The organism is Stenotrophomonas sp. YJH_SMC_105-26 (assembly GCF_059368915.1).
Window position 1 is genome coordinate 101,914 of sequence record NZ_JCAFSD010000004.1, and the last position, 15,452, is coordinate 117,365.

15 protein-coding genes are annotated in these 15,452 nt (G+C 68.3%); 10 read left to right on the plus strand and 5 right to left on the minus strand.

The features are described from left to right. Positions 1-11: 11 nt before the first annotated feature. Positions 12-1,214 carry a DUF4785 domain-containing protein gene (locus AC5P7F_RS12020; protein WP_046427650.1) on the plus strand — a complete coding sequence of 401 codons (1,203 nt, stop codon included), beginning with the start codon at positions 12-14 and terminating at the stop codon, positions 1,212-1,214. Positions 1,215-1,344: 130 nt separating this feature from the next. On the opposite strand, the gene AC5P7F_RS12025 is transcribed toward AC5P7F_RS12020, so the two are convergent. Further along, on the minus strand, positions 1,345-2,166 hold the full coding sequence (locus tag AC5P7F_RS12025) for an ABC transporter ATP-binding protein (RefSeq protein ID WP_164077261.1): 822 nt from the start codon (positions 2,164-2,166) through the stop codon (positions 1,345-1,347). 151 nt (positions 2,167-2,317) lie between these two features. Between AC5P7F_RS12025 and AC5P7F_RS12030 the strand changes: the two genes are divergently transcribed. The 5 genes from AC5P7F_RS12030 to AC5P7F_RS12050 all read left to right on the plus strand — a co-directional run bounded on the left by AC5P7F_RS12030 (position 2,318) and on the right by AC5P7F_RS12050 (position 7,465). Then, positions 2,318-3,520 (plus strand): DesA family fatty acid desaturase, encoded by a 1,203-nt coding sequence (locus tag AC5P7F_RS12030; RefSeq protein ID WP_164077260.1) that lies wholly within the window; start codon positions 2,318-2,320, stop codon positions 3,518-3,520. Next, a complete protein-coding gene (locus AC5P7F_RS12035) occupies positions 3,517-3,849 on the plus strand; it encodes an EF-hand domain-containing protein (protein ID WP_164077259.1) in 333 nt (110 codons plus the stop codon). The genes AC5P7F_RS12030 and AC5P7F_RS12035 overlap by 4 nt, the downstream gene beginning before the upstream one ends. 198 nt (positions 3,850-4,047) lie before the next feature. Continuing rightward, positions 4,048-4,866 carry a hypothetical protein gene (locus AC5P7F_RS12040; RefSeq protein WP_164077258.1) on the plus strand — a complete coding sequence of 273 codons (819 nt, stop codon included), beginning with the start codon at positions 4,048-4,050 and terminating at the stop codon, positions 4,864-4,866. A 76-nt stretch (positions 4,867-4,942) separates the two neighbouring features. Beyond that, positions 4,943-5,755 carry a bifunctional DNA-formamidopyrimidine glycosylase/DNA-(apurinic or apyrimidinic site) lyase gene (gene mutM, locus AC5P7F_RS12045; RefSeq protein WP_014645439.1) on the plus strand — a complete coding sequence of 271 codons (813 nt, stop codon included), beginning with the start codon at positions 4,943-4,945 and terminating at the stop codon, positions 5,753-5,755. A 105-nt stretch (positions 5,756-5,860) separates the two neighbouring features. After that, on the plus strand, positions 5,861-7,465 hold the full coding sequence (locus AC5P7F_RS12050; RefSeq protein WP_164077257.1) for a glucan biosynthesis protein: 1,605 nt from the start codon (positions 5,861-5,863) through the stop codon (positions 7,463-7,465). Positions 7,466-8,006: 541 nt separating this feature from the next. On the opposite strand, the gene AC5P7F_RS12055 is transcribed toward AC5P7F_RS12050, so the two are convergent. The 3 genes from AC5P7F_RS12055 to AC5P7F_RS12065 all read right to left on the minus strand — a co-directional run bounded on the left by AC5P7F_RS12055 (position 8,007) and on the right by AC5P7F_RS12065 (position 10,074). Next, complete coding sequence (locus tag AC5P7F_RS12055; RefSeq protein ID WP_014645441.1) at positions 8,007-8,627, minus strand: thymidine kinase; 621 nt, start codon at positions 8,625-8,627, stop codon at positions 8,007-8,009. Between the two features lie 9 nt (positions 8,628-8,636). Continuing rightward, a complete protein-coding gene (locus tag AC5P7F_RS12060) occupies positions 8,637-9,206 on the minus strand; it encodes an SEL1-like repeat protein (RefSeq protein WP_014645442.1) in 570 nt (189 codons plus the stop codon). Between the two features lie 196 nt (positions 9,207-9,402). Next, positions 9,403-10,074, minus strand: a complete 672-nt coding sequence (locus tag AC5P7F_RS12065; protein ID WP_014645443.1) for an SEL1-like repeat protein — start codon at positions 10,072-10,074, stop codon at positions 9,403-9,405. A 99-nt stretch (positions 10,075-10,173) separates the two neighbouring features. Here AC5P7F_RS12065 and AC5P7F_RS12070 point away from each other — a divergent pair, with 99 nt between their 5' ends. Beyond that, positions 10,174-12,150 (plus strand): UvrD-helicase domain-containing protein, encoded by a 1,977-nt coding sequence (locus AC5P7F_RS12070; protein WP_014645444.1) that lies wholly within the window; start codon positions 10,174-10,176, stop codon positions 12,148-12,150. An 83-nt stretch (positions 12,151-12,233) separates the two neighbouring features. Beyond that, complete coding sequence (locus AC5P7F_RS12075) at positions 12,234-12,758, plus strand: GNAT family N-acetyltransferase (RefSeq protein ID WP_032962369.1); 525 nt, start codon at positions 12,234-12,236, stop codon at positions 12,756-12,758. Positions 12,759-12,889: 131 nt separating this feature from the next. On the opposite strand, the gene AC5P7F_RS12080 is transcribed toward AC5P7F_RS12075, so the two are convergent. Then, positions 12,890-13,540: a YceH family protein gene (locus AC5P7F_RS12080; protein WP_046427683.1), complete on the minus strand. Its 651-nt coding sequence runs from the start codon at positions 13,538-13,540 to the stop codon at positions 12,890-12,892. Positions 13,541-13,641: 101 nt separating this feature from the next. Here AC5P7F_RS12080 and AC5P7F_RS12085 point away from each other — a divergent pair, with 101 nt between their 5' ends. Both AC5P7F_RS12085 and pyrF read left to right on the plus strand, forming a co-directional pair. Then, positions 13,642-14,565, plus strand: a complete 924-nt coding sequence (locus AC5P7F_RS12085) for a 5'-nucleotidase, lipoprotein e(P4) family (protein ID WP_032962372.1) — start codon at positions 13,642-13,644, stop codon at positions 14,563-14,565. Continuing rightward, positions 14,562-15,287, plus strand: coding sequence for an orotidine-5'-phosphate decarboxylase (gene pyrF / locus AC5P7F_RS12090; RefSeq protein WP_164077855.1), 726 nt, complete (start codon positions 14,562-14,564; stop codon positions 15,285-15,287). Before AC5P7F_RS12085 ends, pyrF begins: the two co-directional genes overlap by 4 nt. Positions 15,288-15,452: the final 165 nt, after the last annotated feature.

Genomic DNA, 15,452 nt, shown 5'->3' on the forward strand with positions numbered 1-15,452 from the left:
GGGAGATGACCATGACGAACCATTCCACCCTGCTGGCCAGTGCTTTGCTGGCCGTGCTGTCCCTTTCCGCAGCGCAGGCCGCGCAGCCGCTGCAGGCCGCCCGCGCGGGCGATCAGGTGCCTGCCGCACTGGTGGCCGCGCCGCTGCCCGCCGATGAAAGCGAGCACGCGCCGCTGTCCTTTGCCTGGGCGCTGGACCCGGCACAACCGCTGCAGGCGGCCACGCCGTATGCCTCGGTCAGCCGCAGCTACTGGCAGCAGGTCGATGGCACGCAGCTGCAACGCGGCCTGGACCTGCCGCTGACGGCGCCCGATGCGGTGATCCAGCTGAGCCCGGCCGCAGGTGCCCGCGCGCTGCCGGCCAACACCCTGCAGGTGCGCGACCCGGCCGGCCGCAGCAGCGTGGCCCGCAGTGTCGATGCGCGCGCGCTGCAGGATGCCGGCATGCCGGTGAGTGATGGCAGCAGCATGCTGCGCACCGGCGCGACCAGTTCGGCCGGTGCGTACACGCTGCAGAGCACGCAGGCGCAGGGCCGCTATGTGGTGCAGGTGCTTGAGCCGAACAGCCCGCTGCGGCTGGAAGTGCAGGCCAACCAGGCGCAGGTGCTGGCTGGTGGCAACGTGCAGCTGCAGGCACGCCTGCTGGAAGACGGCGCCACCACCGCGCAGCTGGCATCGCGCCGTGGCGGCCTGGGCGGTGAAGCCCTGCTGGTCGCACCGGATGGCCGCAGCTGGCCGCAGCGCCTGCTGCGCACCACCGACGGCAGCCTGCGCGCGCAGGTGCGCATCCCCGCCGATCTCGGCAGCGTGCAGGGGCTGTGGGAACTGCAGGTGTTCGCCCAGGCCGATGGCGTGCTGCGCGACGGCAAGGTGGCTTTCGCGGTGGCACGGCCGACCGCGCGCTTCAGTGGCCAGGCGGCACCGGACCCGTCCAGCCGCCAGGTGGCACTGCCGCTGCAGGTGGCCGCCGCTGGCCGCTACGAAGCACGCGGCACGCTGTACGCCACGGCCCGCGATGGCCAGTTGAAGCCGGTCGCGCAGGCACATGCGGCGGCGTGGTTCGATGGCCCCGGTGCAGGCCAGCTGGTGCTGCCGTTCGACCAGGCCGCATTGCCGGCCGGTTTCGGTGCGCCGTACGAACTGCGCGACCTGCAGCTGCAGGACCAGAGCCGGATGGCACCGATCGAGTCGCGCGCGCTGGCGTTGCGGTTCTGAGCACGGCGGTGGCGGGCCGGGATATCCGGCCCGCTGCATTGCATCCTGTAGAGCCGAGCCGATGCCCGGCTGCTGTTTGTCGTGATCAGGAGCAGCCGAGCATCGGCTCGGCTCTACAGTGGCATGTCGATCACCCCGCGTACGCGGTCAGCCGGCCTTCCTGCTCGCATACGGTGATCGCGCCGCCGAACACCGCCGACAGCGGTTCGTTGCGCAGCAGCTCGGCGCGGGTGCCGTCGGCCAGTACGCGACCATCGCGCAGCAGCACCACGCGCTCGATCTCGGGAATGATCTCTTCGATGTGGTGGGTCACCAGCACCAGGGTGATGCCCTGCTGCGCCAGCACCCGCATGGTCGCCACCAGCTGCTCGCGGGCGACCAGGTCCAGCCCGGTGGAGGGTTCGTCCAGCAGCAGTGCCTGCGGTCGATTGACCAGCGCGCGGGCGATCAGCACGCGGCGGGTCTCGCCGGCCGACAGCTCGGCATAGGCGCGCTCGCGCAGCGTCAGGGCACCGGTCATCGTCAGCGTTTCGCCGACGCGTGCACGCATGTCGGCGGTCACCTCGCGGAAGGCCGGCACCACGTAGCTGGCGAAGAAGCCGGACAGCACCGCCTGTTCCACGGTCAGGCCGGGCATGTCGGCCAGGTTGCTGCTGAGGTCGCCGGTGACGATGCCCAGCTGCGAGCGCAGCCGGTCCACCTGCCAGCGGTTCTGGCCCAGCACCTTCACCGCCACCGTGCCGTCGCCCTGCGCCAGTGGATACAGTTCGCGGGTGATCAGCTTGATGAAGGTGGATTTGCCGCAGCCGTTGGGGCCGAGCAGGGCGGTGTGCTGGCCCTGCGCGATGCGCAGGCTGAGCCCGTGCAGCACCTTCACCTGGCCGCGCACCACGGTGGCGCGGTCCAGTTCGATCAAGGGGGGCAGCTCCGCGACGGGCGGGGCGGCGGTCATGGCGCTGGCGCGTGGATCAAGGCTCGACAACTCAGGTCCCCAACTGTGAACGGTGCCACGGATGGCGATGCGATACATCGCCGCAGGGATGCAGTTTGCAACGCAAGCGGCCATCATGTCTGCCATCCCCGCGTCGATCCGGAGAGCCGTCATGCCTGATGCCCTGATGTCCCTGTTGACCGGTGGTGTGCTCGGCCTGGGGTGGTGGGCCATGCTGGCAGTGCTGCTGGTCTTCACCCAGATCACCATCTTCTCGGTGACCCTGTACCTGCACCGCAGCCAGGCCCATCGCGGGGTCGATTTCCACCCGGCGCTTGCCCACGTGTTCCGTTTCTGGCTGTGGCTGACCACCTCGATGATCACCCGCGAGTGGGTGGCCATCCATCGCAAGCACCACGCCAAGGTGGAGACCGAGGACGACCCGCACAGCCCGGTCACCCGCGGCATCGGCAGGGTGTTCTGGCACGGCGTGGAGCTGTACCGGGAGGCACGCGGCATGCGCGCGGACATCGAACAGTACGGGCGCGGTACCCCGGACGATGCGATCGAGCGCCACCTGTATACCCCGCACCCCACGCTGGGCCCGGTGCTGCTGCTGGTGATCAACAGCGTGCTGTTCGGCCTGCCCGGCGTGGCCCTGTGGGCGATCCAGATGGCATGGATCCCGTTCTGGGCGGCCGGCGTGGTCAACGGCCTGGGCCACTGGTGGGGCTACCGCAACTACGAGTCTGCCGATACCTCCACCAATCTCACGCCGTGGGGGTTCTGGATCGGTGGCGAGGAGCTGCACAACAACCACCATGCCTTCCCCAGCTCGGCGCGCTTCGCGATGCGGCGCTGGGAATTCGACATCGGCTGGAGTGCGATCCGCCTGCTGCAGGCGCTGCGCCTGGCCAAGGTGCTGCGGGTGGCACCGGCCATGGACGTGCGTCCGAACATCGCCGTGCCCGATGCCGAGACCCTTAAGGCGCTGCTGTCGCATCGCTTCCAGGCGATGACCGACTACCAGCGCAATGTGTTCATGCCGGCCCTGCGCGAGGAAGCCGCCCAAGCCGGAGCCAAGCTGCGCCGCCTGCTGCCGCGCCGGCTGCGCCGTGGACTGGTCAACGATGGTCGCTGGCTGAAGCCGGACAGCCGTGCCCAGCTCAGCGCATGGGTGGCACAGCGCCCGCGCATCCGCACCCTGGTCGAGTACCGCGCGCGGCTGGCGGCGTTGCTGGAAGCCCGAGGCCACGACGCCGCCGAGCGCCTGCACCAGTTGCAGGCGTGGTGCCGCGAGGCCGAGGAAAGCGGTATCGCGGCGTTGCAGGCCTACGCCGCACGCTTGAAGGGCTACAGCCTGGTGGGCGCATGAGGGCAGGGTACGGGCTTCTGCTGGCGGCACTGCTGCCGGGCGCGGCGCTGGCCCAGGTCAACGACACCGCCAGCTATCTGCAGCGGATGGACAGCGATGGCGACGGCAGGGTCAGCGAGGCCGAGTACGTGCAGTGGATGCTGTATGCCTTCGACCGCATGGACCGCAACGGTGATGGTGTGCTGACGGCCGAGGAGCTGCCCGGTGGCAAGGGCAGGGCGATCAGCCGCGAGCAGCAGCGGCAGGTGATCGTGCAGCGCTTCCACAAGCAGGATGCCAACGGTGATGGTTTCCTGGATGCGCGCGAACTGGCGGCGCCTCCGCGCTAAAGATTCCCGGCGTGCTGCCGATGGTGGGTTCGACGCGATCCCGGGTACCGGTCGATCCGCACGGGTAAGGCGATCTGGCATGTCGACCGCGATGGATCGCGGTAGGGGGAAGGACATGGAAGGGAGTGCGGTGCCATTGCGATGATCGATGCCGAACGGAATCGCCTGCACTGGCCCGACACGACCCAAGGATCCCCCATGAAATCGAACCCACCCCTGCTGGCGGCCGCGCTGCTCGGCAGCCTCGTCATCGCCTCGCCTGTGCTGGCCAATGAGCCACCCCCGACCGCCCCGTCCGACACGGCGACGGCTGCAGACGTTCCCGCCGCTGATGCCGGCGTTGTCGCCGCCGTGGCGGAGCTGCCTGCCTGGGAAAGCCGGGTGCCGGTGAGCGTAAAGCTGCAGATGGGCGCGGATGGCCAGCCAGTCGGCGACAAGACGCTGCGCCTGGTGCAGCGTTCCACCACCGGCAAGCTGGTGGCCGCGCAGGTTGCCGTGTCATTGTTTTCCGGCACGCTCGGCGGCAGCTCGTTCAAGAAGGACCAGCTGAAGGGAACCCGGGTGGAGACCGTTCCGAACCCGGCCCTCGGTTACCTGCAGGACCAGGTGCGCATGCGCCTGGCCGAGTACTTCACCGCGCATCCGGGCGCCGTGCCGGCAGAGGTACGGCCGGTGCAGATCACCGCCGATGGCTTCACCCTGATCTACAAGGAACTGGGCGATGCCGATACCCAGTACGAGCTGCGCCAGACCCAGCACGTCGGCTTCCCGTATACCCGCAAGCTGTTGCGCCTGGTCGGTGGCGAAGGCGTGCAGTGCCAGGTCGACGCACCGGTGGCCGCACCCCTGGAAGCCTGGCAGGCCGACGACTATGCGTTGGTCAAGCAGACGGCCGAGCGCTACAGCGACCAGTGCCTGGCCCGGTTCGTGGAAACGCTGCCGTCGCTGTTCCCGGACCGTCCCGCCGCTGCGGCACCGGTTCCGGCGGAGCCTGTGCGCGCCGGCCAGGGCGCCTGACACCGGTCGATGCCGGGGATCATTCCCCGGCATCGACGGCCAGGTGCCGGCCGCAGAGCGGGGATAGAATCCCTGCATGCCTGAACTGCCCGAAGTCGAAACCACCCGCCGCGGCCTGGCGCCGCACCTGCAGGGCCGCCGCGTGCATGGCGTGATCCTGCGCCGCGCCGACCTGCGCTGGCCGATTCCACCGGAAGTGGCCGAGCTGCTGCCGGGGCAGCGCATCGAGGACATCCGCCGCCGCGCCAAGTACCTGCTGCTGGATACCGCCATCGGCAGCGCGGTGCTGCACCTGGGCATGTCCGGCAGCCTGCGCGTGCTGCCGGGTGACACACCGCTGCGCGCCCACGACCATGTGGATATCAGTCTGGACAACGGCCGCCTGCTGCGCTTCAACGACCCGCGCCGATTCGGCAGCCTGCTCTGGCAGCCCGCCGGTGAGATCCACCCGCTGCTGCAGGGGCTGGGCCCGGAGCCACTGGACGAGGGATTCGACGGCGACTACCTGTTTGCGCGCAGCCGTGGCCGCAGTGCGCCGGTGAAGACCTTCCTGATGGACCAGGCGGTGGTGGTGGGCGTGGGCAACATCTACGCCGCCGAGAGCCTGTTCAAGGCCGGCATCAGTCCGCTGCGCGAGGCTGGGAAGATCTCGCGCGAACGCTACCAGCGGCTGGCCGACGCGGTGAAGGAGATCCTGGGCTATGCCATCACCCGTGGCGGCACGACCCTGCGCGATTTCATCAGCCCCGATGGCGCGCCGGGCTACTTCGAACAGGAACTGCTGGTGTACGGCCGTGACGGGCTGCCCTGCCCGAACTGTGGCCGCGCGCTGAAGCACGCCACCATCGGCCAGCGCGCCAGCGTCTGGTGCAGCCACTGCCAGCGCTGAGCCGGCAGCCAGCGGCAGCTGAACGGGCAGGGCGCGTCTCCGCTGCCCGTTAACGTTTGTCTGCCTATGATGGCCGACCTTCCTCCCTGTGCCTGACGCGCCTGCATGCAACGACGCGACTTCATCCGCAATGCCTCCCTCGCCCTGGCTGCATTCGGCCTGCCGTCCCTGCCCGCGTGCGCGGCCAGCAGGAGCGGCCAGATGGGCCTGCGCCGCCTCGGCCAGCCGCAACCGTTCGACTTCGCTACCCTGAAGGGCCAGGCGCGCGCGCTGGCGCAGGCGCCCTACAAGAGCCACAAGCGGGTGCTGCCGGGCCGTCTGGAAGGACTGGACTGGGACCAGTACCAGTCGATCGGCTACCGCCAGGACCATGCGCTGTGGGCCGACCAGCCCGGCAAGTTCCAGGCCAAGTTCTTCCACCTGGGCCTGTACTTCCATTCGCCGGTGCGCATGTTCGACGTGGTCGACGGCAAGGCGCAGGAACTGGCCTATGACGGCGCGGCGTTCAACTACGGCAAGAGCGGCATCAAGGATGGCGAGCTGCCGGCCGACCTCGGCTTCGCCGGCTTCCGCCTGAACACCCGCAAGGACACTGACCGCGACTTCGCCGCCTTCCTCGGCGCCAGCTACTTCCGCGCGGTAGGCAAGGAAGGCCAGTACGGCCAGTCCGCGCGCGGCCTGGCGATCGACACCGGGATGGGCAAGCCGGAGGAATTCCCGGATTTCATCGCCTACTACCTGGAACAGCCATCGGCTGATTCGGACACGATCGTGGTCTACGGCCTGCTGGATTCACCCAGCGTGGCTGGCGCCTATCGCTTCGCGATCACCAATGGCGACGTGCTGCTGATGGACATCGACAGCGCGCTGTACCCGCGCAAGCCGATCGAGCGGCTCGGCATCGCACCGTGCACCAGCATGTACCAAGTGGGCGAGAACGACCGCCGCATGGCATGGGACTGGCGCCCGGAGATCCACGATACCGATGGCCTGTCGCTGTGGACCGGCGCTGGCGAATGGATCTGGCGGCCGCTGCTGAACCCGCGCAACCTGCGCTTCAACATGTTCGTGGACCGCAACCCGCGCGGCTTCGGCCTGCTGCAGCGCGACCGCAATTTCGACCATTACCAGGACGACGGCGTGTTCTACGAGAAGCGCCCGTGCCTGTGGGTGGAGCCGAAGGGCGAATGGGGCGAGGGCTCGGTGCAGCTGGTGGAGATTCCCACCGTGGACGAGACGTTCGACAACATCGTGGCGTTCTGGAACCCGAAGGAAAAGCCGCAGCCGGGCCAGGAGCTGCTGGTCGGCTACCGCCTGTACTGGGGCGCCGAACCGCCGGCGCGCCCGCCGCTGGCGCACTGCGTAGCCAGCCGCACCGGCCTGGGCGGTGTGGTCGGCAAGAAGCGCGAGTACTTCAGCTGGCGCTTCGCGGTGGACTTCGAAGGGGGCGAGCTGGCCAGCCTGATCGACAAGGGTGAGGTCGAGGCGGTGGTGGAAGCCAGCCGTGGCCGGGTCGAGATCGTGTCGGCGCGCCCGCTGCGCGAGATCAACGGCTATCGCGCGATGTTCGACCTGGTGCCGCCGGAAGGCAGTACCGAGCAGATCGACATCCGCCTGTTCCTGCGCAGTGGTGGCAAGACGCTTACGGAAACCTGGCTGTACCAGTTCACCCCGCCGCCGGCGGGTGCGCCGGAGCGCACGCTGTACTAAGAGGGGTTGGGTTTGCAGGGCTTGCAGCCCTGCACCTGCAGAGGCCAGAGCAACAGCAACAGCCGAAGCAGAAGCTGGTTTCCTGAGGGTAGGCGGGGTGGGTCCGGCGGCGGGAGACGCCGTAAACCCTTCCCTGGGGGCTTGGTCGCGGCATCCATGCCGCGAACACTCCCGCCACCGGACCCACCCCGCCTTCGACAGATCGCCGCGATCTGTCGGAATTGCTCATGGGGTCAGATCCGTTTTACGAAGGAAAACGGATCTGACCCCGGAATTTCATTCGATATCTGACAGATGTGTCGACCAAGGTCGACACCTACCAACAGCCGCGGCCAACTGTCAGAGGTGGGGCGGTGTCGGAGTGCGGGGTGTCAGCCGCATGGATGCGGCTGCCAAGCTTACAGGGACGTACTTGCAGCGTCCCCGCAGTCCGACACCGCCCCGCCATCACACGCAATGCCAGCTCTTGCTGTTGCTGTTGCCGGCCAGCGGCCGGCACTACCGCGGGTGCAGGGCTGCAAGCCCTGCAAAAGAACACCCCTTACAGCGGCAGGGGCGCCTGCGCCGGATCGATCCGCCCTTCACCGCGGGTGATCTTCTTGAACTCGGCACGGCTGACCGACACGTAGCGGTCGTTGCCACCGATCTCCACCTGCGGGCCATCCTTCACCGCATGGCCATGTTCGTCCACGCGTACCGTCATCGTTGCCTTCTTGCCGCTGTGGCAGATGGTCTTGATTTCCTGCATCTCGTCGGCCCAGGCCAGCAGGTACTGGCTGCCCTCGAACAGCTCGCCGCGGAAGTCGGTACGCAACCCGTAGCACAGCACCGGAATTCGCAGCTGGTCGACTACCTCGCTGAGCTGCCAGACCTGGGCCCGGGTCAGGAACTGCGCCTCGTCCACCAGCACGCAGCCCATCGGGCCGTTGGCCGCCAGATCCTGCTCCACCCAGCGCTGCAGGTCGGTATCGCGGTCGAAGGCCATGCCATCGGCGCGCAGGCCGATCCGCGAGGCGACCACGCCGGCGCCGGCGCGGTCGTCCAGGCGCGGGGTCAGGATCGCCACCCGCATGCCGCGCTCGCGGTAGTTGTGTGCGCTCTGCAGCAGAGTGGTGGTCTTGCCGGCGTTCATCGCCGAATAGTAGAAGTAGAGCTTGGCCATCGGCCAATTCTAGTCGCCCCCCGGCCCGCCGTCGCGGATCTGCTGCGGTGCACCGATCTCGATGCTGGGCGCAAGCGCTGGCCGCCAGTAGTTGTCCTGCAGGCACCAGTAGTCGGCGGCCTTCCAGTAGTCGTTGTCGTAGACGATGTTGCCTGGCGTTGCGATGCCCTGCTCGTCGCCGCGGCGCTGCACGACGACCAGGGCCGAGCTCACGTAGCCGACGCGGCTGCCGGTGATCTGCCGGCGCCCGTCGCTGAGCGCCCGTTCCATGCGGGGCTTGGCTACGCGGTCGCCATAGTCGGCGTATACCTGTTGGCCGCGCTCGATCGCCTGTGCCTGCTGCAGCGGATCAAGGCGTGCCCAGTAGTGTTCCCGCAGGACCAGGAAGTCGTGGTACATGCGCTCGGCGGCCAGGTCCATCCAGATGTAGGCCATCACCGGGTCCGGCGCAGTGCCGATACCCTCCTGGTACAGCCTTGCCACCATTGCCTGGGAGAACTTGTCGGCGTAGCGTGCCGAGCGTTTGTAGTAGACCAGGGCCCTGGCGGGCTGTTTATCCTGTTCGGCCCGTTGGGCCATGCTTCGCCAGAAGAGGTCCGGGTGCGAATCGAAAAACCCTCCGGTCAGGACGGTGGGCGGAATCCGTCGCGGGGCCTCAACCGGACATTCCTTTGCGGCGACGGCAGCGGCCGTCGACAGAAGCAGCAACAGGCAGAGTGGAGCGTGTTTCGCCTTCATGATCGCCCTCCTGGCCATGGCCATGGAAAAACCAACGTCATCGCCCCGACTTCGCCAACGCCTCGTCCTGCCATTGCCGGTAGGCCACCGGATCCCAGTAACGAGCCAGTTGGTGCTTCTCCGGTTGCAGCACGCGCGGCCCGGCATCGCCGCGGCCCTGGCTGCGCATGGCGCCGCTCCAGCCGGCGCGGCTGCCGGTCTGCTGCATGCTGCCGGCGCGCAGTTCGCGTTCCAGCCGCGGTGTGGCGGCGGGGTCACCGAACTCGGCGTACAGCGCGCGGCCCTCGCGCACCGCGCGCTCGCGTTCGTCGGCGGACAGCGCCTCCCAGAAGCGTTCACGCTGCACCACCAGCCACTCGGTGCCGCGCTCGGCCGCCAGGTCCATCCACGCGTAGCCCAGGGCGCGGTCAGCCGGGCCGCCTTGCCCGTTCCAGAGCATGTCGGCCAGCGCTGCCTGTGACAGCTTGTCGCCGTAGCGCGCGGCATTGCGGAAGTCGATGCGGGCTTCTTCGTGGCGGCCCCGTTCGCGGGCCTGCATGCCGAGCCCACGGAAGCGCAGGTCCGGATGGTAGACGAGGAACTCGTGCGACTGCAGCACGATCGCTTCATAGGCATCCGTGCGCGGCGGCGGGCCGGACCCGGCCGCAGGCAGGGCCAGCAGGCCGAGCAGGGCGGCCGCAAGCGGACGGGCGATGACAGTCGGGGACATGGACCACGCTCCTGTGTTCCGGTGCCGATTCAATACCTTACGGGCGGGCGCCATGCAAGTCAGGTGGGCCTGCCGGCACCCCGCTACAATCCTGTCCCCATGCACGGTCTGAATCCTCCCCAAGCTGCCGCGGTCCTGCACGTCGAAGGCCCGTTGCTGGTGCTCGCCGGCGCCGGCAGCGGCAAGACGCGCGTGATCGTGGAGAAGATTGCCCATCTGATCGGCTGTGGCCGCTACCCGGCCCGCCGCATCGCCGCGATCACCTTCACCAACAAGTCGGCCAAGGAAATGCGCGAGCGCGTGGCCAAGCGCCTGCGCGAGCAGGACGCCGACGAGGTGACCATCTGTACCTTCCATGCGCTGGGCCTGAAGTTCCTGCAGATCGAACATGCCGCGGTGGGCCTGAAGCGCGGTTTCTCGATCTTCGATGCCGACGATGCCGCCGCGCAGATCAAGGACCTGATGTACGGCGCCAAGCCCGATGACATCGAGGACATGAAGAACCTGGTGTCGCGCGCGAAGAACGCTGGCCTGTCGCCCGAACAGGCGATGGCCGCCGCGCGCAGCAACCGCGAGAAGGAAGCGGCCAGCGTCTACGAGCGCTACCAGCTGCGGCTGACCGCGTTCAATGCGGTCGACTTCGACGACCTGATCCGCCTGCCGGTGCAGATCCTGGAAGAGAACCCGGAGATCGCGCTGGCCTGGCGCGAGCGCATCGGCTACCTGCTGGTGGACGAATGCCAGGACACCAACGACGCGCAGTACCGCCTGCTCAAGCAGCTGGCCGGCGAGAAGGGCAACTTCACCTGCGTCGGCGACGATGACCAGTCGATCTACGCCTGGCGCGGCGCCAATCCCGAAAACCTGCAGCAGATGGGGCGCGATTACCCCACGCTGGAAATCATCAAGCTGGAGCAGAACTACCGCTGCTCCAACCGCGTGCTGCGCGCCGCCAACGCGCTGATCGCCAACAATCCGCATGAGCACCTGAAGAAGCTGTGGAGCGACCAGGCCGACGGCGAACGCATCCGCGTGTGGGAATGCCGCAACAGCGAACATGAAGCGGAGAAGGTCGCCGCCGAGATCGCCTTCGTGGCGCAATCGCGCAACGTGCCGTGGAGTGACTTCTGCATCCTGTTCCGCGGCAACTTCCAGTCGCGCCCGCTGGAAAAGGCGATGCAGCTGCTGCGCATTCCCTATCACCTGACCGGCGGCACCATGTTCCTGGAGCGCCAGGAAGTGAAGGACACGCTGGCCTGGCTGCGCCTGCTGGTGAACCCGGACGACGACACCGCGTTCATGCGTGCGGTGCAGTCACCCAAGCGCGATGTCGGTGCCGGCACGCTGGCCAGGCTGGCCGAACTGGCGCAGGAGAAAGACATGCCGATGGCGCATGTGGCCGAAACCATCGGTGCCCTGCAGCAGCTCCCACCGCGCGCGGCCAACAGCCTGGCGCGCTTCACCGACATCCTGCGCGACCTGCGTGCACAGATGCGCCAGGTGACGTCCGGCGACATGATCCGCAAGGTGGCCAAGGAATCCGGGTTGCTGAGCGAGCTGCGCCAGCAGGCCAAGGAAGAGGCCAGCTACCAGCGCCGCGCAAACAACATCGAGGAACTGGCGCAGTGGTTCGAGGGCGGCCCGCGCGGTGCAACCGCCGCCGACCTGGCCGGCCAGCTGGCGCTGCTGTCGCGCAGCGACAAGGACGAGGGCGGCAACCAGGTGCGCATGATGACCCTGCACGCTTCCAAGGGCCTGGAATTCCCGTACGTGTTCATCGTCGGCTGCGAGGACGGCGTGCTGCCGCACCAGGTCAGCCTGGACGAGGGCAACCTGCAGGAAGAACGGCGCCTGCTGTACGTGGGCATTACCCGCGCCAAGATCCAGCTGTGGATGAGCTACAGCAAGCTGACGCGCAAGTTCGGCGAACATGTGCGGTTGAAGCCAAGCCGGTTCTTCGAGGAGATCCCGGCCGAGGAGATCCAGCGCGACGGTGCCGACCCGGTGGCCGATGCGGCGCGGAAGAAGGAGCGGGCGAGTGCCGGGTTGGCGGCGATCGAGGCGTTGTTCGATTGACCGGGGCCGGACCCCTTCCCGATGGGAAGGGATCCGATCCCAGCTCACGGCTCTACAATCGGTTTTCCATTGGAGGTCTGCGCGTGCATCCGATTGAAAGTGAACGCCTGCGCCTGCGTGCGATCGAACCTGATCGCGATGCGGTGCCGATGCTGGCGCTGTTGAACGATCCGGGTTTCCTGCGCTTCATCGGCGACCGTGATGTGCGCAGTGAGGCGCAGGCGCGGGAGTACATCGCGCTGCGGGTGCTGCACAGCTATGCGTTGAACGGGTTCGGCATGTATGCCATCGAGCGCTTGTCCGATGGTGCCTGGCTGGGCAACGCCGGGCTGGTGCGGCGTGATGGCCTGCCGGGGCCGGATATCGGCTATGCGGTGCTTTCGGAATTTGCCGGGCAGGGCTATGCCGGCGAGGCGGCGCGGGCAGTGTTCGCGCATGCACGCGGAGCGCTGGGCCTGCACGATCTGTATGGCATCACCGACCTGGACAACGTGGTGTCCGGAAAGATCCTGCTGGGCCTGGGCATGCAGGAACGCGGGGTGATCCAGCTGCCGGGCGTGGACAGCCCGAGCCGGCTGTATGCCACGCCGGGCGCGGCCGAGGTTTGATCATGGTGGGTGCCGACAGTTGGTCTGCACTGCATCGGCAGGACATCCGGTAGTGCCGGCCGCTGGCCGGCAACCCGGGATAGCACTGGGGTCAGAGCCCGCCTTGCGGGATCCGACCCCAGTAGATTGCTTCAGACGCGCAGTTCGGCCAGCTGTGCCTGCAGCTCGGCCACGGCCGCTTCCAGCTGGGCCACGCGCTCGGCCAGGCCCGGGTCGGCCGCATCGCTGCTGCCGCTGCTGCTGGCGTACTTCGCCGCCAGCGCCGCGCCATCCACCTCGCCGCACAGCAGGTGCATGTAGCGGTCTTCGCGCTGGCCACTGGCACGCGGCAGCACTACCAGCAGGGCACGCTGCTGCAGGCGCTCGATGGCATGGCGGGCTTCGTCGGTGTCGGCGAAGCGGTGCAGGCGCTCGCTGCGCGTGACCAGCTCGCCCAGCGTCTGTGGACCGCGCAGCAGCAGCAGCGCCAGCAGCACGGTCTGCTGCCGGGTCAGGTCCAGCGCGGCCTGCAGGCGGTGTTCGTAGCGATCGGCGCGCGAGGAGAAGTGCTGGCGGGCCAGGCCCAACGCCTCCAGCTGGCGCAGCGCGTGCTGCACGCTACCAGCGTCCACGTTCATCACCGGCTCGCGCGCGGTCTTCTGGTTGGCCGCCGATTGGGCGGCGTTGACCGTCAGCGGGTAGGTGTCCGGGGTGGTCGCCTCCTTCTCCACCAGGCAGCCCAGCAGGCGGGCCTGCACGGCGTCGAGCAGGGGGACGTCAGGGGTCTGGGCGGAATCGGTCATGGCGGCCTCCGGAAGGGCAACGGGTCAACCGCCAAGCATAGCCGTCCCGGGGCCGGCTTTGCCGGTAAAATGCGCCGGTATATCTGATTGCCGGTGAATCCATGCGTCGTCCCGTTTCCCTGTCCCTGACCCTGCTCGCCACTGCGGCGCTGGGCCTGTCCGCCTGCAAGCGCGTGGAGGCGCCCGCCGCCGAAGCCGCGGCCCCGCAGGCGCCCGCTGCCGCCGCCAAGGCCGACGGCGCGCTCGATGCCACCGCCAACGACAACCTCAACGCAGTGCTGTGGATGCAGCGCGCGCAGGAGTACAGGGCGATCACCGAGCAGACCTACCGCGCCGCCGCCGACCACCTGGATGCGGCGTTGAAGGAAGCCCACTGGGATGCGCTGGTGCCGGAAGAGCGCGGCAACGACGCCAAGGGCCTGAAGCCGGCCGTGGTGCTGGACGTGGACGAGACCGTGCTGGACAACTCGCCCTACCAGGCGCGCCTGGTGCGCGACGGCAAGGAATACGACGAACTGACCTGGGACCAGTGGGTAGCCGAAAAGAAGGCCAAGGCGATCCCGGGCGTGGTCGACTTCGCCAAGGCCGCCAATGCCAAGGGCGTGACCCTGCTCTACATCTCCAACCGCGCCGTGCACCTGAAGGACGCGACCCTGGCCAACCTGCGCGAGCAGGGCCTGCCGGTGGCCGACGACAGCGTGTTCCTTGGCCTGGGCACGGTGGTGCCGGGCTGCGAGCAGGCCGGCAGCGAGAAGAACTGCCGCCGCCGCCTGGCAGGGCAGAAGTACCGCGTGCTGATGCAGTTCGGCGACCAGCTGGGTGACTTCGTCGAAGTGACCGCCAACACCAACGACGGCCGTGACGCGCTGCTGCAGCAGTACCACGACTGGTTCGGCGAGCGCTGGTGGATGCTGCCGAACCCGACCTACGGCGGCTTCGAGCCGGCGCAGTTCAACAACGACTACAGCCAGTCGCGCCAGGCCCGCCACGACGCCAAGCGCGCCGCCCTGGACTACGCCCCGTGAGCCGCGCACCGCTGCCGTTGCGCGCCGATGAGCGCCTGATCTTCGCGCTGGACGTACCTGATCGCGTGCAGGCACTGGACTGGGTCGATCGCCTTGGTGACAGCGTGGCGTTCTACAAGATCGGCATGGAACTGCTCGCCTCCGGCGAGTACTTCCACGTGCTGGACGAGCTGGCCCGCCGCGACAAGCGCGTGTTCGTCGACCTGAAGTTCTTCGACATCCCGGCGACCGCTGCAGCGGTGATCAAGCGCCTGTCGCAGTGGCCGGTCAGCTACGCCACCATCCATGGCTGGCACCCGGCGATGATGGAGGCCTGCGCGGCCGCCAACAGCAGCGACATGCGCCTGCTGGCGGTGACCGTGCTGACCTCGATGGGGCGCGCCGATCTGGCGCAGATGGGCGTCGACCGCGAGCCGGTGGACGTGGTGGTCGAACGCGCGTTGGCCGCCCAGGCAGCGGGCGTCGATGGCGTGATCGCCTCGGGCCAGGAGGCTGCACCGATCCGTGCCGCGACCGGTAGCGGGTTCTCGATCGTCTGTCCGGGCATCCGTCCCGGTGGTCCGGTCGGCGATGACCAGAAGCGCACCGTTGGCGTGGCCCAGGCCTTCGCCGATGGCGCCGACGCCATCGTGGTCGGACGCCCGATCCGCCTGGCGGCTGATCCGCAGGCCGCTGCGCGGGCAATCCAGCAGGAAATCGCGTCGGCTCTGGCTGCACGCTGAGCCCACCGCTGACGCCGGTCACGCCGGCACCACGAACGCCATTCCGATCCATGCGGGATGGCGTTCGCAATTGTTGGCCTGCGACTGTCGCAGGCAGCGCATTGCACCGAAACTGTGCGCGCGTTCGCGCTGCAGGCTTCATCCCTGCTTCCCAATCGATGCACC